The organism is Blautia intestinalis, assembly GCF_014297355.1.
Taxonomy (GTDB): Bacteria; Bacillota; Clostridia; order Lachnospirales; family Lachnospiraceae; genus Blautia_A; species Blautia_A intestinalis.
Genome location: NZ_JACOQE010000014.1, coordinates 1 through 20,001, shown reverse-complemented (window position 1 = coordinate 20,001; position 20,001 = coordinate 1). Strand labels below are relative to the sequence as shown.

The window sequence follows — 20,001 nt, the reverse complement described above, 5'->3', positions numbered from 1 at the left end:
TTTATTCGGAACCCGGTTGGTATGAAAGATATCTAAGAGATTTTCTTTAATCTTCTTATCTCTTTATCCCTCTTCCTTTGTTCTAGTTGTAATATAACACACTTTGTTAGCACTGTCAAGAGGTGAGTGCTAATTTTTTGAGATTTTTTTTGCAAACCCTTTAAAATCAATGGTTTGCAGTATCTTATTTCTTTTGAAATTGTGATTTTTTCTGTTTTGACACCAATTTGACACCAATTTCTCTTTTTGTGGTGTCAAGCATTTAACACCATACTATCTAGTCTTGCAATCTCATTTTCAATCCTTGTCAGCTCTCCAATATGGTTGTACACTTCCATTGTTACATCTATATGAGCGTGTCCCATAATATATTGAAGAACTTTTACGTCCATACGGCACTCTGCCATTCTGGTACAAGCTGTGTGACGCATTACATGAGCTGAAAACTTTGGTAACAGCTCTGCTTTCCTATGCTCTTTTTTTGCTCTCTCTACTTCGGTTTTGTTATATGCGTCTACAATGTTATATAAAACACTATTTACGCCATTCGGCATAAGCGGTCTGCCCGATTTCGCTGTAAAGACAAACCCCGAATACCCGTCCACCTCAATGCTCTTATCCTTTGCAAGCATGAAATTGATTTTCCTTTGTTCCTCAAAGGCTTTTGCAACTTCTTGTGTCATAGGTATAATACGAATACCCGACTCCGTTTTTGGTGTTGAGATATGGAACTTGCAACCGTCGCCTAAATTCTTATAAATGAGCTGGTGGTCTACATTAACCGTTTTTGCCTTGATGTTTATATCTTTCCATGTAAGACCAATAAGCTCCCCACATCTTAACCCCGTACCAATCATTATGGTAAACATAGGATAATATGTGTTATAGACATTGCTCTGTTTTACAAACTCCATAAACTTTTCTTGTTGAGAAACTGTTAAGGCTTCTTTTTCCTCTGCTGGTTTTCCATAATCACTAATGGAACTTTTTGCAGGGTTCTTTCGGATAATATCATCATCAACAGCCATTTCTAATGCAGGATAAAGCAGGTTGTGAATATACTTGATTGTAGAATAAGCATATCCAGCTTTGGAAAGTTTCGCATAATACGCTTTAATATGTGAGGGTAAAAGCTGAACAACTTTAATATTTCCAATCTCGTCTTTTACTCTGTTTTCCCAAGCACGAACATAACTAACCCTTGTAGTATCAGCCAGCTCACGAGTTGTCATATAACGCTCAAACAACGTGTTAAGCGTCATTTTTTTGATTGCTCCGTCTGTCAATATATTATCTTCCATATCTTTTGCAATCTGCTTCTCTTTTTCTCGAAGCTCTGGTAAATCTTGTGCATAGACTGTCAATCTCTTGCCTGTTCTTACATCTGTATAACGATAACTGTATCTTCCATCATTACGCCAGTTTTCGCCCTCTCTTAATTTTCTTCCTTTTGGGTCTTTTCTACTAATTGCCATGAGAACCATTCCTTTCTGAAAAAGCCTCTTTTCTTGTTCTCACAGCGTGCTTTGTCCTTTCTTATTATACTACACACGCCAGAGAACATAAATAGAAAATCGCTCTATTCTTCCAAATATAACAAGTATTTCTTGACTTTTTCTATGGAATAAAGAACCCTGCGACCTATCACAATTTTTGCTCCTGCCTGCTCGCCAATCTTTCTTGCAGTAGCACGACCACAAGATAACATAGCAGACAGTCCCTCTATATCAACAGCAATCGGCTGTTCCGTTGCTCTTATCTTCGTTTTATTCATATTCCAACACCTTACCTCGCTGGAACATCACATCATTTAACACATCAGTATTTAACATAATGTAACACCCCCTTTACTGTGTGTCTATTTATAAGTTACATAAGCAGACAGACGGCTTTGGAAAGCTCCATTAGTATCTCAACTATTCCCATTCTTGTGGGCAGAACCGCACCATGCGGACGTATCATTATTCTGTGAGGATAGGTCATGGCAAAACGACTTTTCCAACAGTCGCTCTCGGATCACTGCGTGGGTCGCTCGCTTTCTTTTGGAAAGGTCGTGGCGTACAGTCCCCGTGGCTCGCTATCTCACAAACGTATCTGTCTGCTTTATTCAGTTAAAAAATAAATTATCAATAGTCCAATAGAAACGAAATTCAAAGAAATAAAGAGAGTTTTTGGAATACCCAGTAAGTTTACAATTACTAACGACACAAACTGGCTGAATAAAAAGCCAATAGGAATAGCTAATACAAATGCTAAAATTCCCAACAGTATATTTTCAATTACAACTAAGTGGGCAATTTCTTTTTTCTTAATGCCAAGAAGCATATATGTTCCTAATTCTTTACTTCTTTTTTCAAACATAAATTTCGTTGTATAGTTGATCAAAAAGCATATCACAAAAATAATAAGAATATTTACAGCGAACAATGAATTCTTAAATGCATCCATACTGGAACATAACTTTACAATTTCATCAGAACTTGCCACCAAATTAAAAGCAAATATAAGAGAAAAGGAAACAGTAACGGTTATCAGATAAATCATATAATCTTTAATATTTCTTTTTGTATTTCTATACGCTAACTTACCTAACATTTCCCACTTCACCTCCAAGCAAGGTTAATATATCCAGTATTTCATTGAAGAAATCTTTTCTGCTTTTTTCCCCTCTGAAAATTTCATTGAATATTTTACCGTCTTTCAAGAACAAAATACGTTCACAGAAAGACGCACTAAACGGGTCATGTGTTACCATTAAAATAGTAACATAACGATTTTCTTTAACTGGCTAAGTAGGCTCACGCTTTCTTTTGTCCCTAGCATTTCAAAAAATGCCACATATTCATCAAAGATAAGAAAGCAGGGTGGCAGTCCCAGATAGGCGTAGTTTTCGCCCGTCTTATAGTTCGGGTGTCGCTTCATTTCCTCGCTTCGCTGTACCATGCCCTCATAAAAGGCATTGACGCAGTCTATCATTTCTTCTTTGGTATGGTAGACGTTTGGCATGACCGTTCCTAAGTCCGCAAGGTCGCTATTCTTCGGGTCTAAGATATAAAGGACAGCGTTGGTATGGAGTAAGGCTTCAATAAGCGTCAGCAGAAAATAAGTTTTACCGCCACCCGTCCCACCAGCAATCAGAGCATGAGGAAGTGCGTCATATTCCCAGACAAGATTTTTCATCAGTCTAAGACAGCCGTTCTCTGCACGTACTTCATCAATGGTAATGCGGTTCGCTATCATATCATAAAGCAGGGTATATTCGATATAGCCGTCATGCAGGGTCTTGTCGGTCAGCTCACAATACAAGCCACTTTCCAATTTATCCTCTAACCGTAAAAGCTGGTCTTGATATTTCCCCAGCGTAATTTCACAGCGGATATGAAGCAGTCCCTTTTCCATTTGATAGTAAATCTTTGGAAACCAGACGATTTTTTCCCTTGATCTGCTTTGCAGGTCAGTAAAAAAACCACTGTCTTGTACGGTATCGGCTTCATACCACTTATTTTCCAGTATCATTCGTGCCAGCTTTTGACGGTGCAGGAGCTTCTTGAAACTGTCGTAACAGAAGCGGTAGTACAGAAAAGCGACCAATGCACAAACACCAGTCGCTATCAGTATGGTTATGAAGTTGTAAGGAGAAAGCGTCAAGCCGTTCTCTAACAAGCTGAAATGCTCCCAATCAGTACATATAAGCTGTTTGATATTCAGTAGCAGGAGAACCGCCATGAATACAAACAGAAGCGTCCCTATGGAAAAGTGATAGACAAGGTGCTTGTCGCTGGCTCTGATACGGTGTCCTTTGTTCCAATTCATACGCATAAATCAATCACTCCTTTCTGGGTATGAAAAAAGCAGTCAATCCTAAGACTAACTGCTTTGAGTGATATACAAAAATTTACATTTTATTTTACAAAGAATATTCCATACGTAACAATCATTGCAAAAAAGATAAGAACTACTACACCAATAGCAAGACAAACTCTAATAAAACTTTTTGCTTCATTCATATCGCTGTATATTGAAGATAGTTTTTCGTTATTCAAGTTTTTTTCTCTTACCTCTTGTACATCAATATCTCTTACTAATTCGTCTAATGTTAATCCAAAATAATCGCTTAACAATACTAAGCGTTGAAAATCTGGATAAGATTGACATGACTCCCATTTTGAAATTGTTTGTCTGGAAACTTTTAACTCATTTCCCAATTCTTCTTACCCGACTCTTGTCATATTCTCCAAAATTCTGGATCATACAACCGCCACCGCCGACCACATACAAACGCATCAGTTCTGGATTATATTCCCGTTCTCTCAGCTTATGGAAGATTTCTTTCGTATAATCTCTGGCAGCTTTACGAATGACTGTCAGATATTTCTCACCAATATCTGCTGTCCCGGTACGGATCACCTGCTCAATCACCAGATCGTCCACCACTGTTCCCAGTTCTTTCAGCAGGGATTCCCTTACAGTAAGCACACACTGATGCGTTCCATATTTCTCTGTAAAGCATTTCTTCTCTAATGGACGGGAATTGTTGATATACATGATGTTCATAGTTCCGTTTCCAATATCCACAAGCATGTTGATTCCTTTGAAATCCTGTAAGCGGTAAAAGGCTGCTGCAAATCCCTGTGGGTAAATATCAGCGCCTGCAAACTCTACATGATACTCTTTATTGCGGAATATAAAATCCACGCTTTCATTCTGGAGAAGATATTTCTGGAAATCTTCTTTCTGTGTAACTACTGCGATGAAAAGCTCCACTGGAGCTTTTCCCTGCACGCTAAAGTGCCAGGTAAGTGGAAGTCCGGCTGCAATGTGTACCTTTGCCCGGTTCATACCTTTCCCATCCAGTTCCCTTGCGATAGCCGCCAGTGTCAGCACATAATAGTCCTCGTCCTGCGTTTTCTCTGCACAGAACTCCTTGTGTTCCTCTCCGATCTGGTAATACATGCCATTGTAAACAAGAAGATTGTTCTGAAAGATTGGCTCCTTGTCATATCTGGCTACACCGGATGGAAAGCATCTGGTGGCAGTTTTCATGTTTCCATAACCATGATCAATCCCGATCACCATAACTGTTTCATTTCTGTTATTTTTCATCATTCTCATAATCATACCTCATTCTTTCTTTTCTTATCCAATCCCATTAATACTTACGTGAATTGATAAGATGGATATTTTATTTACTGGTTCTTTAATAATTCATATTTAATAACATGGATTATTAATAGCAACGGTTTGTCCAGTATGGGATTTACCATATCTGGTTTTCCTATTTTCTGATGTCCGGAGATAGAAATTTCCTATGACCTGATTGTCCAAAATTGGACTATCCACCCTTAGGCACTTCTCTTCTCCACTTAATCATTTTCTTCTCCTAATGGAACTTCCCGGATAATATATTCGGTATCGCCATAAAAGCCATACTCATTACGCAATCTATGACGTTCCACATATCCATGATGCTCTAATTCCTTAATTGCAGAACGAACAGAATCAATCCCATCTCTGCTCAATGTTGCCAGTCCTTGCATATTGTAATTCCAGTCATCTGGCAAACTTAACATCAGCGATAATAGGCCTTTCGCTTTCAATGTCAGATTCTTATTCTTGAAATGATGATTACTCATTACCGTAAAATTCTTAGTTCTCTCTACACGAAAAATCTGTGCCATTCTATCTCACTTCCTTTCCAGATAGAAAAAGACGCAAGCCACATTTCTATGACTCACGCCTTTCTCTGCACTTCATTATTAAATTGAAAATTTCTATTCTTCTTTCCTTTGTTCTAACAATTCTCTCGCATTTGCAATAGCAAGGGATAGCTTCTGTTCTAAAAGTTCTTTTGGAGGCATTTGGGTCATATACTGTCCCACATGAATATTTCCATGATCCAATTGCATTAATTCTATAGTTTCCTGTGATTTTTCTGCACATAATATAAGTGCAACAGGACTTTCTTCACCTTCCACTCTTTCATTCTTTTCCAGCCATCGCAAATACAGCTCGACTTGTCCTTTATCCTGCGGTTCAAATTCCCCAAGCTTTAGTTCAACAAGAACCAACCTTCTCAAGCCTCTATGATAGAATAATAAATCCATATAGTAGTCCTTGCCATCCAGTACAAAATGTTTCTGTCTTGCTAAAAATGCAAAATCCGATCCCATTTCCAGAATAAATTTTTCTAATTCTGCAAGAATAGCATTTTCTAAATCTTTTTCACTATAAGTATCACGTAAACCGAGAAAATCAAGCATATATGGATCTCTGTAAAAAAGATCCAGACTCATTTTTCCATCATCTCGTAATTCCGCAATTTCATTTTTAATCGTTTCTTCTGGTTTCTTCGATATTGCAGTTCGTTCATAAAGCATGGATTTTTTTCTTTCACGCAGTGTTCGCACTGACCTGTTTTCCTGCATACACATTGCAGCATAAAAATCTCTTTTTAACTCATCTTGTATTGGCAGAATCTCTACAAAATGCGACCAGGTCAATTGTTGCGACAATGTCGCAACTTTTTCGAAGTCAGGAAATTCCTGATAAAACTTAATCATTCTTGAAATTGATGTTTTATCAAATCCCGAACCATACTCCTGTTCCAGCCGTTTACTGACTTCTGCAACAACCTTTTTTCCATACTCAGGCTTGTTATTTCCAGTTAACTCCACACTAAGTCTTTTTCCAATTCCCCAATTAAGAGAAATAATGGCATCATTCACAACTTTTTTTACATTAGTTTTCTTTTCCCTGATTAACGCATTTATTTCATCATAAATATTATCAATATTATCTGCTATTAATATCTCTTTTTTCATTATCGATTCCCTTCTATAACTTGAAATGCCAAATTGGCATTTCAAAACTGTCCCAACTGCTTACTGTTATATTACCCTATTTTTCTCATTCTGCCTACTGCTTTTTCATGGTCACATATAATAATGAGGTCGCATTCCACGACCTCATCACCTTCATTTAAACATAAATCAATTCCTTGAGAATAATCTCTTCCGCAATCGCTCTGTGCTGATTAGCAGTTCTTACCCAGGCAATCTGATCTGCTTCTTTATCTGGCAATGGTTCTTTTTCTTCCAACTGTTTCAGAATCATTTCTTCCCGTTCTCTGGCTGCCTTATCTACTTCCAGAAGATGCTCTCCAATGGTATCCTGTAAAAGCATCACCTGATAGGTTGAATTTCGATAGTTTTTCAGATAATCTCTGCGAAGAAAACCATACTTGCCAAGTTGCTCCATCTGCTCACCGGATTTATAGGTGAGATTCGGGATCAGATATCCATTTACATTTGTATACGTTAATTCCATTTTATTAGCACTCTCCATTTCTCATCATTTTTTGACCACAAATTTACGACATTTACGATAAATCTGACACTGCTTTACAATACCAGACAAAATGGCTGATGCCCCGGAAAGCCTGTAAAACAGGCACTTCCGGGATACACAAGACAGGACAAAAATCGACTTCCATTATCAAGAGGTGAGTGCTAATTTTTTGTGAAGAATTTGTGAAAAGTTAATTGAAAAAGTAAATGCAACCCTTAGATCTTTTTGTTCTCAAACGCAGACATAGGGGTTGCATTTACCTCTGCAATCATAGTAACATGAACTTACTCTCAGGCTCCAACATGAAAGGAGTTTCTATTTATGAATACTTTTATTGAATCCAACAAAGGCAAACACTTTACACTCTCTGACAGAATCTCTATCGAGGCTGGCATCGAAAAAGGATGGAGCTTCAAAAAGATTGCTGACGAACTTGGCAAGAGCCCTTCCTCTGTTTCCAGGGAAGTTCGACGCCATCTGATCTTCTCCCCTCACTATTACGATGACCGCAGCCGCAGGAAATCCGAGTGCATTTATTTTTCTTCCTGCTCCAAACAGGGCGTCTGCGGTAATCTTTCCTGCTCCTCTCTTTGCTCTAAGTGTCGAAGCAGGAAATGCGCTTCTTTCTGTCCTTCTTTTACGACTGCTAAATGCGAGCTCTTAAAAAAACCTCCTTATGTCTGTAACGCTTGTCCTAAGCTGCGCCGTTGTTCCCATGATTTCTTTTTCTACCGCGCCAAACATTCCCATGATACCTCTTTGGAACTCCGTTCTTCCTCCCGCAGCGGCATTAATCTCTCCCCTGAAGAACTTGATCAGCTCGACAGGCTCGTTTCCCCACTTATAAAAAAGGGCCAGCCGCTTTCTCATATCTTTCTTTCTCATATGGAAGATATTCCCTGCTGTCAGCGTACTCTTTATTCCTACGTGGATAAGCAATATCTTTCTGTTATCAACCTTGATCTTCCCAGAAAAGTCCGCTACAAAAAACGTAAAAAGAAACAGCTTGATACACCGGTTCCCGGATATCGAAAGAACCGTACTTACAGAGATCTCCTGGATTTTCTTGCTTCTTCCCACGATTCTTCAATAGTAGAACTTGATGTAGTGGAAGGCGCCGGTGGTAAATCCGGTCCTGTCCTCCTTACTCTGTTCTTTCGGAACTGTTCCCTGATGCTTCTTTTTCTCTTGCCTGGTGACCGAAGGAAATATGTTCAGGATGTTTTTGATCTCCTGCTGTCTGAACTTGGCCCACAGACTTATTCACAGCTGTTTCCGATAATACTGACAGACAACGGGAGTTCTTTCCTGGATCCTTCATTATTTGAGATGCCGCACCGGCAGGATGTCCTTACAAAGGTCTTTTACTGCGACCCCATGTCCTCCTGGCAGAAAGGACGCCTGGAAAAGAATCATGAGTTTATACGTTATATCCTCCCAAAAGGAACTTCTTTTGACTCTCTTACTGAACAGAAAGTAAACCTTATGATGAATCACATCAAGCCTGATCTTATAAAATAACAAACGCCCAAATATAATGCCTGAGAGAAGCAGTTTTCATCTCTTCAGACGGGTTGCATTTAGTCCTGCAAGATTCATGCCAGCCGTCTTATTTTGATGTTAAAAAGCTTCTGATTTTCATCTGCCTGTATTCTAAGTATAGCCTATTTCAACTGTAACTTCTATCTTATAATTGCATTTACTCTCTCAAAACACCTTATATTTAGCGTGATATACCCGGGTTGCAATAACTCTTGCATTCAACCAAAATTTTATTTTTTTCTGCCGAAGACTATCTGACGCTTCCATCAGGTAGCCCCGGCACCTTTATTATCTTCTGATAAGTCATTCTTGTCCTGCTCAAGTTATCTCTGTTCTGAAAAAACATCGTCAAAATTCCATTCGATTTCAATTTCATCCTGACTATGAACACGAATCACCTTGATAATCTCACGCAGCTTCCTATGCATAAAGGCGGAATTCACTTTACATTTCCCCATATATTTTTCTGCCATATGTACTGCCATAGCACCATCTGCAACAGCTGTTACTATCTGACGAAGTAACTTTGTTCTGACATACCCACCAGGTCCTCCTCCCACGATAATCATATCGTAAACATAAATTCATTACTTTCGGCAAGTAAGAAATAATCACTATGAAAATAACAAAAAAGGATGTGCTACGGTAACTTCTCCATTACTTTGGCACATCCTTCGTATTATTATTTTTTACTATTCTTCTTAATGACAGCTATGGCTTCCACATCTATGCTCGCCACATGTATGTCCTTCCTCGTGACTGTGCTCGTGATGAGAACACTTCACATCTGGATTGTAATCCAATGTTTCATTAATAAAGGCTTCTACTGCTTCATCCGCATCTCCGGAAACTCCTCCAAAAAGTTTAATACCAGCTGCCGCTAACGCTGTCTGTGCACCGCCTCCGATTCCGCCACAGATCAGAACATCTGCATTCAATGCATTAAGAACTCCCGCTAATGCACCATGTCCGCTTCCATTCGTATCTACTATTTCTGAATGTACTACTTTTCCTTCCTCTACATCGTAAATCTTAAATGTCTCTGTGTGTCCAAAGTGCTGGAAAATCTGTCCATTTTCATATGTTACTGCTATTCTCATGATACCTTCTCCTTTTTCTTCTGCATATTTTTTGTATATTTCCTGTTTATAACATCCTCCAAAGCTGCAGTTGCTGCTCTGACCGTCACAGATTATGAAATCCCCACCCTCAATTCTAAGCGGATGTCCATCAATAAGTGCATCTGCTATTTTCTTCCTGGCAATCTCGTAAATCCGTTGAACTGTTGTTCTTGCGACTTGCATAGATGCTGCACACTGCTCCTGACTATAACCTTTCTTGTCCAAAAGACGAATTGTCTCATACTCATCTACCGTCAGAACAATAGGTGTTTTTTTCTCAGTATTATCTGCCGGAAGGAATTCTAAAATATTGGGGAAATAACAAACTTTTCTGCATTTTACTGGTCTCGGCATAAACTGCTCCTTTCTCGCTTTTCTTATATAATAATCTTATAAAAGGCATATGTCAATAATATTTTTTGACATATGCCCTTTATGAATTCAAAGAAACTAAAGTTAATTTTCTGTTGCCCTAATTCAAAAAAATCGTTATAATAATTAATTGTTAGCATAGTTACATTATAACATGTAACGGAGAAAAAGATGGTTGTCGTTAGCCATCTTTTTTTCTTTTTTCAGATAAATTTCGGGGAGGGTATGACTCGTTGTGAGTCATACCCTCCCTGCTTTGGAACTATTTATTTCCCGATAGCCCGCCCTTATATTCTTTCGGACTAACCCCTGTAAATTTTTTAAACACTTTCGAAAAATAAAGGGAATCCTCATATCCTACCACACGGGCAATATCTTTAATCTTTAATGAACCATCTTCCAGAAGCACTTTTGCCTCATCTATTCTCTTATTTACCAGATAATCCATCGGTGTCAAACCATAGCAGATTTTAAAAATGCTGACTAAATATGACGGCACAAATCCAAAATTAGCTGCCAGTAACTGGTTTGTCACATTGCTTCTGAATTTTTCATCCAGATAGTTTTTCATCTTTAAGGCAATAATCTTTTTATCTCTGGAATCATATACCTCGATTCCAAAAATATCTTTTAACAGGAAATCAAATTCTTTGAGTATTTCTTCTTTCGTATAATAATTCTCCAGAATAAATTGAATATCTTCTTCCACTTCAAAGAATTCTCTGTGTCCATGATGCACTTTGTATAACTCTGATACGAAATATTTAATATTTCTTACTGCTTCTTTTTGCGTAATCGGCCTTACAGTAAGTAATTTCAGTAATTCTGCAAAAGAATCTGTTATGTCACTTATGTTCATATTTTTGCATTGGAGAATCATACCGTCGATTTTTCTTCTGAGATCTGTATAATCCGATTTGAATCCTTCCGGACTATAAATCAAAACAGAATTCTTTAGAAAAATCACATGTTTACGTGCATATTTTTGCAGTAAATGATATGTTGCAAAAATATCAGACACTTTTACGGCATCTTTGTAAAATACAATGGTAATCGTGAGCCCCAAAAACTTCAAAGACCTGACAAATTGATTCAGATGATTGATATCCGGGACTTGATCTCTGCGAACAAAAATAATTTTTTCATTAATATTTTTTCCATTTACCAGCCAGAAATTCTCCTCTGAAACAATTTGTGAAAAATTCCCTTCTAAATCCAGCTTTTCAAAGAGCTCCCTGTAGTTTCTTTCATTCTCATATGGACATGCGCCAAGAGATATCAGCAGCATGCTATATGAAGGATTCTTTTCTGAATTGCTTTCTTTCGTTTGCAGTGTATTGAATCCTTTTATTGCATCTGTCAGATTTTGGATTTTTTCTTCCTGCTGCTGTTCACGGATTCTTATCTCAATTTTTTGTAGTATAAGTTTCAGCTCCTGGCTGTTTAAGGGCTTCAGCAAATAATCCACTGCATGGTTTGCTACCGCACATTTCACGTATTCAAAATCTGTATAGCCACTCAAAACCACGGGCAGTACCGGAAGCTTTTCACTGTAGCAAAATTTTAACAGTTCTTTTCCGCTCACAATAGGCAGATTCATATCCACAAACATAACATCTACCGGATACTCTTTCAGATATTGTATAGCATCCTTTCCATTGTCTATTGCAGCTACTACTATATAATTCTCATTACTTTCCTCTATTTTCTGACAAATACTCCTCTGAATCGGAGGCTCATCTTCAACTACCAGTACACGTATTTTCATAATTTTCTCCAACTGTAATGCACATTCCTTCAGATTTATTACTTATATCAAAAATCATATTATTACCATAAGCCAGAAATAATCGCAGATAAACATTTTTTATAGTCAGACCGCCAATCTTCAATTCCTTCATAAGAGATTTCACATCACGATTTCTCATTTCCAGTAATTCAAGTTCCAGTTTTTCCAGTTCTTCCTGATCCATACCGCATCCGTTATCTCGGATCTGTACTTCCCAGCATTCCTCCGAACAATAAATCTGAATATCAATTTTCCACGGAAATTCTTTATTATGAAAGCCATGTGCAAAGCAGTTTTCAAGAAGCGGCTGAATGATAAATCTTGGCAAATGAAAATTTGGCATTTCTCCTACATAAGACATAGAATACTGAAATTTTTCCTCGTAACGCATTTTCATTAATTCCAGATAATTCTCTGCGTGTAAAAGTTCACTGCTCAGATCCACTCTGCTTTCTGAACTGCTCACATTGTATCGGATCATGCTCGAAAGTTTTTCGCAGATTTCCGGTATTTTTTCACGTTCGGAAGTGCCAGACATGGCAGAAATAATCGTTAAAATATTATGGATAAAGTGAGGATTTATTTGAGTCTGCAATGCATACATCTGACTCTGTATTTCATTTACCCTGCTGATCATCTCTTTTTCCATAGATATTTTTAAGTTTTTTATCAGTTCATCAAATGCATGATTCAGCTGTCTTAATTCATCTGTTTCATTACCGCTTACCAGAGGGATATTTTTCAGATTTTTATCAACCTTCAACCCTGTCAGCATCTCACACATTTGAACAATTGGCTCCGTTGTTCGTCTGATCACATTTTTCTGTCCTGAAATCATGATGAGAATTAAAGATAAAAGCAAAATAAATCCCCACGTAAATGTGGAGATCAGACTATGAATCAGTCCTGTGTTTTGAGACACAACAAAGATTTTGATTCCATATTTTTCAGATTCCCAAAGCCTGCAGTACAATCCCCTTTTCACTGGATTATTCATCTGATTTAAAATTTTTTTTACTTCAGATTCTTTTCTGCTGCTTTGATATGAATACAATATATGGTTGTTTTTCTGATCCAAAATATAGCATTCCGAGTCTTTTCCCAGAAGTTGTCCCAGATGTTCAAAGCTGTCTATCTGAACCTGGACTTGCACATACCCAAGACATTTTGAAGGAATCAGCTGATAATTCTTTATTTCACGCAGAACAGAAATTGTTGGTGACACATCCTTCATATATGGGTCAGCAGCATCAACCCAGAACAGATTTCCTTTTCCATTTTCTTCTGCAAAATAATTTTCTATCTCTGTAAAATGCTCTGGATTTGGACAACCCTTTTTTAAGTATCCATAATCTACTGCGCTTCCCACATAAGTAAGATCCTGGTTAGCGTCAAATAAACTGATTCGTTTCAGAAAATTCTGTTTTAACATATAGGAAATCAGATGCTGTTTAACAGCATAATCTATATCTGTTTTTTCAACAAAATAGTTTTTTTTGCCATGATATCCCTGTAATTTATTGAATACATCTATAATCTGAAAGTTTGCAGCAATCTGTAAGGCAATATCATCTGCCAGCTGCAGCGTATTATCAATTTGAGAGGTGATTCCCTGAAGCTGTGTATCCACCTGGTCTTCAAACTCAATTGTTTGCGTCTTAATAACATAACCGGAAAATACAACAGTCAAGATAATAAACAATATAAGCATAATAAAAATACTACGTAACAGTATTTTTTTCTGAAATTGATATTTCGTCAAGTAATCACCTCTTTTATCGAATGTTAAATACTCCAGGACTGTGTTTCAGTTTTGATGGTATCACCGGTTTCAATTGCCTGTTCCAGCATAAAGGATAAGTAGGTATCCTGAAGAGCTTCACGCAGTGAATAAAATTCTGTTCCGGTTTCTACATAATTCTTCATATGCAAAAGGCAGTCAGCTACCGCAATTTCATCATCGTTCATTCTTGCAGGATAAAAAGGATTTTTATAAATTTGTTTATCCAGGAACATTATTCCCTTATGTGACCATTCACTGTTATTATTGATTCCCACATCGATTCTGTTCATAAGCTGTTCTACCGGCTGGTTGCAGTCATTTAAAAATCGTACAGTGTTGTCATTGATTTCACCACGTACACCACGAATATTCCATCGACGCGTACGGATCTGTGAAAAGTACTGTTCACCTTCAAAGTCCATAAAGGCTGTTTTTCCGTTTTCAAACTCCATATATGCCCAGTCTCTGTCCTCTTTAATGACTGTTCCGCTTTCATCAAAACCATTTCTGCCATTTGTAGCGGTAACTTCTGACCAGAATTTTTTCCCTTCTATAGTACAGTTTTCGTATTTCAGTCCAAGAACTTTACGGAATACACTGACTGCATGATATCCGTGAAGTGCAGACAGCATAATGCTGGATACATTTCCCAGATATCCCTGTTTTATTATATCCAGTATACCAGCATAGTAAGGCTGAAGGAAATATTGTTCTACTATCTGAATGCGGCCATTGTATTTCTGAGACATTTCCCATAATTCTTTTAATTCTTCAACATTCTTTCCCGGAGGTGTTTCGCAGAGTACCGGAATTCCTTTTTTCATTAATTTTACCAGATAATCTTTCGTTACATCCCTTGGAACACAAAGGACAGCAAAATCCGGTTTACGTTCCAGTGCCTGATCTAAATCAGAAGTAGCAAAAACGCCTTCTTTATGAGCAACCTCTTTTGCACGTTCTTCTGTACGTAATACACCTGCACATACAGAAAAACGTTCCGGCAAAAGTTTTGCGATTCTGTAGTAGAAGTCAGCTCTCCATCCGTAACCAATAATCATATAATTTGTAATCATTTATTTTTCCCTTTATCCTTTCACAGCACCGGCTGTCATACCGGCAATAATATGTTTCTGAAGAATTATAAAAAGTAATAACATCGGCAATACAACCAGCATTAATGCTGCAAACACATATTGCCAGTCCCTGTTATATCGTCCGAAAAAGCTGTAAATTGCCATGGATACTGTTGCTTTTTTTGCAGATCCCAGATAAAACAGAGGAATCATAAAATTATTCCATACATCAATAGCAGTAATTACAACGTTCGTTACCATAATTGGTTTTAATATTGGCATTAATATCTTGAGGGTCATCTGCCAGAAATTGCATCCGTCCATAATAGCAGCTTCATCAATTTCTCTAGGCACACCTTTTACGAAGCTACAAAAAGTCATAACCGTAAAAGGGATACGGAGCGAAATGAAAATGCATATTACAGAAAAAAATGTACCATATATATGCAAAGCCTGCAATAAAAAGAAGATTGATGCAGTTTGCAAAGTTAATGTAAGACCAAAGATAAAATAATAATAAATTCCATGTGACATTTTGTCATTTCGTCTAGAAATAACAATACCGGATATTGCTCCCAGAAAAACAGATACCAGTGTTACCGGAACTGTAACAATAAGACTATTTATATATCCAGATAATATTTTTCCGGATTCCAGCACGTGCTTATAATTGGAAAAGATCCATTGTGTTGGCAGGGAAAGATCAAATTTTGCAGCATCCGCCTGGTTTTTAAATGAGCCAAGCCCCATCATCAAAAATGGTACTATGTATAACAATGCCAATGCAACCATAACTAGAAAGAGAATAATTTTTTCTGCCTTTTTTTTCTTCACATTTCCACCTCTCGTTTCGTCAGATAGTGATTCATAGTAAACGATATTATCACGACAATAATTGCCAGAATAATACTTCCAGCTGATGATTCTCCAAGGAATCCCAGGCTGAATGACTGGTATGTATAAGTTGCCAGAACCTGTGTATCAAATCCTGGTCCTCCATTTGTAATTACATAAATAATATCAAATACTTTGAGTCCTCCGGCAATACTGAGTGTCACTACAACTGTCATTGACGGGACAATCAGAGGAAGTGTGATATTTTTTAATTTTTCAAATGCGGAAGCGCCCTCTAATGTAGCACTTTCATAATAATCCTCCGGGATTGCCTGTAATCCTGAGATGAAGATAAACATATTAAATCCTGCCCACATCCATGTTTCTACCAGAATAACACTTCCCATAGCAGTACCATAGCTTCCGAGCCAGTCATTCGCGAGTCCGCCCAGGCCTATTATTTGAAGAACATTATTCAGCAAACCTTTATTCGCCAAAATTGCTTTAAATAATACTCCTACAACTGTGATACTGATTACACATGGAGCATAATAGATGGTTCGCATGATCCCTCTTCCCGGTATTTTTTTTACCATAGCAAGCGCAAGCAGAAATCCTATTCCTGTTTTCAGGATAGTGGTTATCAATGCAAAAAGGAAAGTATTGCCAATTGATCGCAGAAAAACAGGATCATGTAACAGTTCCACGTAATTTGACAAGCCATTAAAAACAGGGGTGTATAGCCGTCCCATATTCCAGTCTGTAAAAGAGCATACCAGACTGATCACAATGGGAACCACCGAAAAAAGGGTGTATATCAAAATTGCCGGAGTAAGTACCCACAAAGGATAAATTGATTTCTTTTTTTTTGTCATATTATATCTCCTTAATGGAAAAGGGGACCAAAGTTCTTTGCTCCAGTCCCCTTTTTGGATTAATCTTATTAGTCAAAGGGTAGAGGATGTACTATTTCCAGCCTTCTGCGCCTTTTTCGGTCATAAATTTATCCACATCTTTCTGGAATCGATCCAGAATATCTTTTCCATCCATATTTCCTTTAGATGGTGCTTCAAGGTAGTAAACCCAAATAGTATTTCCAAACAGCGGCTGAAGTGTGTCAATATACTGGTTCATCTGCGCAACTACTCTGCCATCTTTCATATACTCATTGTAGATTTTTGGAATATCCGGATTCATAGCACTTTCATTACCATCAATACCTTCAATATTTGGGAATCCCGGACGAGACTGGAAATACAGATTTCCATATTCCGGTGTGCTCCAAAGATCGAATACCTTCTTGATTGTATCCATATTTTCTGTATCTTTATTTACAGCCAGTCCCATAGCTGTAGGAAGATATGCCAGCACGTCTTTATCATCATATCCTACAGGAGGATTGAAGATTGTCAGGTTAGCATCTGGATAAGATTCTTCAATAGATGTCAGAATTTCTGTTGCGCCATAAATCATTGCGATTTCACCGCTTGCCAAACGTCCAAGAATCTCATCATAGCTTACTGTCATATAATCATCATTCACGTAACCTTTTTTAAATAAATCCAGATACTCGTCGATTACAGCAGCCATTTCCGGATAATCATTAAATTTTGCCTGGTTTGTCAGAATCTTATTTGCAAAATCCTCACAAGCTTCTTCAGTTCCCAATGCACGTGACATACCGGAAGTCATCCAGATCTGCGGTACCCAGGTATCTGACGGCATAGCAATCGGAACGACTCCGGCTTCTTTTAATTTATCACAGACAGCATAAAATTCATCCAGAGTTTTCGGAAGTTCCGTTATTCCATTTTTTTCAAAAACATCTTTATTATAGATCAGTCCCTGGAAACCATTGGATGCCTCGAAGCAATATCCATAATGCTTTCCATTGTATTCTGTAATTTCCGGAGCTTTTACTTTAGCCATCCATTCTTCATCATCTAACGGAACAAAGAACTCTTCCGGGTCTACAGCAGCATACAGATCAGCAAACTGATATGCGATCAGATCAGGAGCTTCATGAGAATTTAATCTCATTTTCATCAGGTTATCATACTGGTCATCAGGAACAACTTCAAATTCGATAGAAATATTCTCGTCTTCCTCAAGCTTCTCCACCATGTTCTGTAATCCGGAATACCATCTGGACTGCTGTACCATACCGGTAAGCTCTACCTTATCATCGGCCTGTACAGCTACCGGTGCTGCAATAGACAGTGTCATAACTCCGCTCATAACCAACGCTGCCAGTTTTTTTGTTTTTGTTCTCATACTTTGTTTTCCTCCTTTTTCTTTTAAATATTTATCAAGTAAGGCAAGTATATCTTTTTTTTCACATAATTAAAATGGAGAAAAAGAAAAGAAAATATGGAAAATAAACAAAAGAAGAGCGGGCTATCGGGAAATAAATAGTTCCAAAGCAGGGAGGGTATGACTCACAACGAGTCATACCCTCCCCGAAATTTATCTGAAAAAAGAAAAAAAGATAGCTAACGACAACCATCTTTTTCTCCGTTACATGTTATAATGTAACTATGCTAACAATTAATTATTATAACGATTTTTTTGAATTAGGGCAACAGAAAATTAACTTTAGTTTCTTCGAATTGACGCGTCTTAAAAAAGCAAGTATACTATGTTCGTAAAGGAGATAACTATTATGAACTTCGAAAATTATTTTCCACTATGGAATGACTTAAATACAGCACAGAAAAAACTAATTTCAGACAATTTAATCACACAAAATGTAAAAAAAGGAACGATCATTCACAATGGAAACCTGGACTGTACTGGATTATTACTGGTTAAATCCGGGCAGCTTCGAACCTACATACTTTCAAATGAAGGACGAGAGATTACACTCTACCGTCTGTTCGATATGGATATGTGTCTTTTATCCGCCTCATGTATCATGCGATCCATTCAATTTGAAGTAACCATTGAAGCAGAAAAAGATACTGATCTTTGGATCATCCCTGCTGAAATCTATAAGGGCATCATGAAGGAATCTGCTCCTGTCGCAAACTATACCAATGAGTTAATGGCTACCCGTTTTTCTGATGTCATGTGGCTGATTGAACAAATCATGTGGAAGAGTTTGGATAAGCGTGTTGCTTCATTTCTTTTAGAAGAGACCTCTATCGAAGGAACAAATGAATTAAAGATCACTCACGAAACCATCGCCAACCATCTTGGTTCCCACAGGGAGGTTATCACGCGAATGCTCCGATACTTTCAAGGCGAAGGACTCGTCAAACTCTCCCGCGGCAAAATCGCAATCCTTGATTCGAAAAGACTGGAAACTCTACAAAGATCATAAAACTGTTTTCTATAACATCTAAAGAATCCTCCATTTATCAGAATTATAAAAGTCATTCTAATAAATGGGGGATCTTTTTATACTACGAAAAAATTATAAAAATATTATGATTATTTTTAATAATCCATACCGCATGCATATGCCCTTTCGATCAGCGCACGGTCATTAACCACTGCATCATAGAAGCGGAATCCACCGGAAAAGTTATATGTTTCATATCCATTTCCTTCCAGAATACGGCTGGCAATGTAACTGCGCAGACCACTTTGGCATATCAGATACACAGGCTTTCCTTTCTCAATTTCGTTAATTCGTTCCCTCAGTTCATCTACAGGAATATTGTTGAATCCATCCATATGACCCCTGTTAAATTCACCTACCGTTCTCACATCCAGCAACACCACATTTTGATCTTTAGAAATCTTATCCATATCTTCCAAATGCCATTGTTTTAAGGTACCTTTCGCTATATTGTCTATCATGAATCCAGCCATATTTACAGGATCCTTGGCAGATGAATAAGGCGGTGCATATGCGAGATCTAAGTCTTTCAGCTGGGTTGCCTTCAGCCCTGCATGAATTGCTGTTGCCAGCACATCAATACGTTTATCAACTCCTTCATATCCAATAATCTGAGCACCAAGCAAACGATAGGTTTCTTTTTCAAAAACCACCTTCATGGTCATCACTTTTCCACCAGGATAGTAACCGGCATGACTCATAGGAGAAAGAATTACTGTATCTACCTCTAATCCTGACTTTTTGGCATTGGTTTCATTGATACCTGTAGTGGCTGCTGTCATATCAAATACTTTGAT

At 37.7% G+C, this 20,001-nt stretch carries 18 protein-coding genes and 4 pseudogenes; 3 read left to right on the top strand and 19 right to left on the bottom strand.

Annotated elements, in window-relative coordinates:
* Positions 1-254 precede the first annotated feature (254 nt).
* The 10 genes and pseudogenes from H8Z79_RS14965 to H8Z79_RS14920 form a co-directional block, all read right to left on the bottom strand.
* Entirely contained in the window at positions 255-1,475 is a 1,221-nt protein-coding gene (locus tag H8Z79_RS14965; protein WP_187002917.1) for a tyrosine-type recombinase/integrase, read from the bottom strand.
* A 104-nt stretch (positions 1,476-1,579) separates the two neighbouring features.
* Positions 1,580-1,774, bottom strand: a complete 195-nt coding sequence (locus tag H8Z79_RS14960; protein WP_004614488.1) for a hypothetical protein — start codon at positions 1,772-1,774, stop codon at positions 1,580-1,582.
* Positions 1,775-2,103: 329 nt separating this feature from the next.
* On the bottom strand, positions 2,104-2,595 hold the full coding sequence (locus H8Z79_RS14955) for an FtsX-like permease family protein (RefSeq protein WP_225877027.1): 492 nt from the start codon (positions 2,593-2,595) through the stop codon (positions 2,104-2,106).
* Positions 2,585-2,767 (bottom strand): annotated as a pseudogene (locus tag H8Z79_RS14950) (ABC transporter ATP-binding protein); the annotation flags it as partial. The pseudogene H8Z79_RS14950 and the gene H8Z79_RS14955, both read right to left, overlap by 11 nt.
* Positions 2,764-3,819: pseudogene (locus H8Z79_RS17205) on the bottom strand (FtsK/SpoIIIE domain-containing protein); the annotation flags it as partial. The pseudogenes H8Z79_RS17205 and H8Z79_RS14950, both read right to left, overlap by 4 nt.
* A gap of 83 nt (positions 3,820-3,902) precedes the next feature.
* Entirely contained in the window at positions 3,903-4,205 is a 303-nt protein-coding gene (locus H8Z79_RS14940) for a helix-turn-helix domain-containing protein (RefSeq protein WP_187002916.1), read from the bottom strand.
* Positions 4,195-5,112 (bottom strand): ParM/StbA family protein, encoded by a 918-nt coding sequence (locus tag H8Z79_RS14935; protein ID WP_225877026.1) that lies wholly within the window; start codon positions 5,110-5,112, stop codon positions 4,195-4,197. The genes H8Z79_RS14940 and H8Z79_RS14935 overlap by 11 nt, the downstream gene beginning before the upstream one ends.
* Positions 5,113-5,363: 251 nt before the next feature.
* On the bottom strand, positions 5,364-5,678 hold the full coding sequence (locus H8Z79_RS14930; protein WP_019162573.1) for a helix-turn-helix domain-containing protein: 315 nt from the start codon (positions 5,676-5,678) through the stop codon (positions 5,364-5,366).
* Positions 5,679-5,771: 93 nt separating this feature from the next.
* Entirely contained in the window at positions 5,772-6,821 is a 1,050-nt protein-coding gene (locus H8Z79_RS14925) for a PDDEXK nuclease domain-containing protein (RefSeq protein ID WP_187002915.1), read from the bottom strand.
* 157 nt (positions 6,822-6,978) lie between these two features.
* Complete coding sequence (locus tag H8Z79_RS14920; RefSeq protein WP_118041619.1) at positions 6,979-7,326, bottom strand: TnpV protein; 348 nt, start codon at positions 7,324-7,326, stop codon at positions 6,979-6,981.
* A gap of 342 nt (positions 7,327-7,668) precedes the next feature.
* On the opposite strand from H8Z79_RS14920, the gene H8Z79_RS14915 reads away from it, so the two are divergent.
* Positions 7,669-8,868, top strand: a complete 1,200-nt coding sequence (locus H8Z79_RS14915; protein WP_015541700.1) for a helix-turn-helix domain-containing protein — start codon at positions 7,669-7,671, stop codon at positions 8,866-8,868.
* Between the two features lie 470 nt (positions 8,869-9,338).
* Here the strand turns inward: H8Z79_RS14915 and H8Z79_RS17645 are convergent.
* The 8 genes and pseudogenes from H8Z79_RS17645 to H8Z79_RS14875 all read right to left on the bottom strand — a co-directional run.
* A pseudogene (locus H8Z79_RS17645) lies at positions 9,339-9,431 on the bottom strand (thioredoxin-disulfide reductase); the annotation flags it as partial.
* Between the two features lie 159 nt (positions 9,432-9,590).
* Positions 9,591-10,364, bottom strand: a complete 774-nt coding sequence (locus tag H8Z79_RS14905) for a NifB/NifX family molybdenum-iron cluster-binding protein (protein WP_015541698.1) — start codon at positions 10,362-10,364, stop codon at positions 9,591-9,593.
* Between the two features lie 280 nt (positions 10,365-10,644).
* Positions 10,645-12,150 carry a response regulator transcription factor gene (locus H8Z79_RS14900; RefSeq protein ID WP_118041641.1) on the bottom strand — a complete coding sequence of 502 codons (1,506 nt, stop codon included), beginning with the start codon at positions 12,148-12,150 and terminating at the stop codon, positions 10,645-10,647.
* Positions 12,125-13,933: a cache domain-containing sensor histidine kinase gene (locus H8Z79_RS14895; protein ID WP_118049829.1), complete on the bottom strand. Its 1,809-nt coding sequence runs from the start codon at positions 13,931-13,933 to the stop codon at positions 12,125-12,127. Before H8Z79_RS14895 ends, H8Z79_RS14900 begins: the two co-directional genes overlap by 26 nt.
* Positions 13,934-13,956: 23 nt before the next feature.
* On the bottom strand, positions 13,957-15,027 hold the full coding sequence (locus H8Z79_RS14890) for a Gfo/Idh/MocA family protein (RefSeq protein ID WP_015541697.1): 1,071 nt from the start codon (positions 15,025-15,027) through the stop codon (positions 13,957-13,959).
* A gap of 12 nt (positions 15,028-15,039) precedes the next feature.
* Positions 15,040-15,861 carry a carbohydrate ABC transporter permease gene (locus H8Z79_RS14885; RefSeq protein ID WP_055066548.1) on the bottom strand — a complete coding sequence of 274 codons (822 nt, stop codon included), beginning with the start codon at positions 15,859-15,861 and terminating at the stop codon, positions 15,040-15,042.
* Positions 15,858-16,736, bottom strand: a complete 879-nt coding sequence (locus tag H8Z79_RS14880) for a carbohydrate ABC transporter permease (RefSeq protein ID WP_015541696.1) — start codon at positions 16,734-16,736, stop codon at positions 15,858-15,860. Before H8Z79_RS14880 ends, H8Z79_RS14885 begins: the two co-directional genes overlap by 4 nt.
* Before the next feature lie 91 nt (positions 16,737-16,827).
* Entirely contained in the window at positions 16,828-18,135 is a 1,308-nt protein-coding gene (locus H8Z79_RS14875; protein WP_015541695.1) for an ABC transporter substrate-binding protein, read from the bottom strand.
* Positions 18,136-18,398: 263 nt separating this feature from the next.
* Between H8Z79_RS14875 and H8Z79_RS17710 the strand changes: the two are divergent.
* A pseudogene (locus tag H8Z79_RS17710) lies at positions 18,399-18,473 on the top strand (transposase); the annotation flags it as partial.
* Between the two features lie 50 nt (positions 18,474-18,523).
* Complete coding sequence (locus tag H8Z79_RS14870; RefSeq protein WP_225877025.1) at positions 18,524-19,183, top strand: Crp/Fnr family transcriptional regulator; 660 nt, start codon at positions 18,524-18,526, stop codon at positions 19,181-19,183.
* 116 nt (positions 19,184-19,299) lie between these two features.
* Here H8Z79_RS14870 and H8Z79_RS14865 read toward each other — a convergent pair.
* On the bottom strand, positions 19,300-20,001 hold a 702-nt coding region (locus tag H8Z79_RS14865), incomplete at its 5' end, for a rhodanese-like domain-containing protein (protein ID WP_263970815.1).

Coding starts and splice junctions, on each gene's coding strand:
- H8Z79_RS14965 (WP_187002917.1), bottom strand. CDS start 1,475: ATGGCAATTAGTAGAAAAGACCCAAAAGGAAGAAAATTAAGAGAGGGC.
- H8Z79_RS14960 (WP_004614488.1), bottom strand. CDS start 1,774: ATGAATAAAACGAAGATAAGAGCAACGGAACAGCCGATTGCTGTTGAT.
- H8Z79_RS14955 (WP_225877027.1), bottom strand. CDS start 2,595: ATGTTAGGTAAGTTAGCGTATAGAAATACAAAAAGAAATATTAAAGAT.
- H8Z79_RS14935 (WP_225877026.1), bottom strand. CDS start 5,112: ATGAGAATGATGAAAAATAACAGAAATGAAACAGTTATGGTGATCGGG.
- H8Z79_RS14930 (WP_019162573.1), bottom strand. CDS start 5,678: ATGGCACAGATTTTTCGTGTAGAGAGAACTAAGAATTTTACGGTAATG.
- H8Z79_RS14925 (WP_187002915.1), bottom strand. CDS start 6,821: ATGAAAAAAGAGATATTAATAGCAGATAATATTGATAATATTTATGAT.
- H8Z79_RS14920 (WP_118041619.1), bottom strand. CDS start 7,326: ATGGAATTAACGTATACAAATGTAAATGGATATCTGATCCCGAATCTC.
- H8Z79_RS14915 (WP_015541700.1), top strand. CDS start 7,669: ATGAATACTTTTATTGAATCCAACAAAGGCAAACACTTTACACTCTCT.
- H8Z79_RS14905 (WP_015541698.1), bottom strand. CDS start 10,364: ATGCCGAGACCAGTAAAATGCAGAAAAGTTTGTTATTTCCCCAATATT.
- H8Z79_RS14900 (WP_118041641.1), bottom strand. CDS start 12,150: ATGAAAATACGTGTACTGGTAGTTGAAGATGAGCCTCCGATTCAGAGG.
- H8Z79_RS14890 (WP_015541697.1), bottom strand. CDS start 15,027: ATGATTACAAATTATATGATTATTGGTTACGGATGGAGAGCTGACTTC.
- H8Z79_RS14880 (WP_015541696.1), bottom strand. CDS start 16,736: ATGACAAAAAAAAAGAAATCAATTTATCCTTTGTGGGTACTTACTCCG.
- H8Z79_RS14875 (WP_015541695.1), bottom strand. CDS start 18,135: ATGAGAACAAAAACAAAAAAACTGGCAGCGTTGGTTATGAGCGGAGTT.
- H8Z79_RS14870 (WP_225877025.1), top strand. CDS start 18,524: ATGAACTTCGAAAATTATTTTCCACTATGGAATGACTTAAATACAGCA.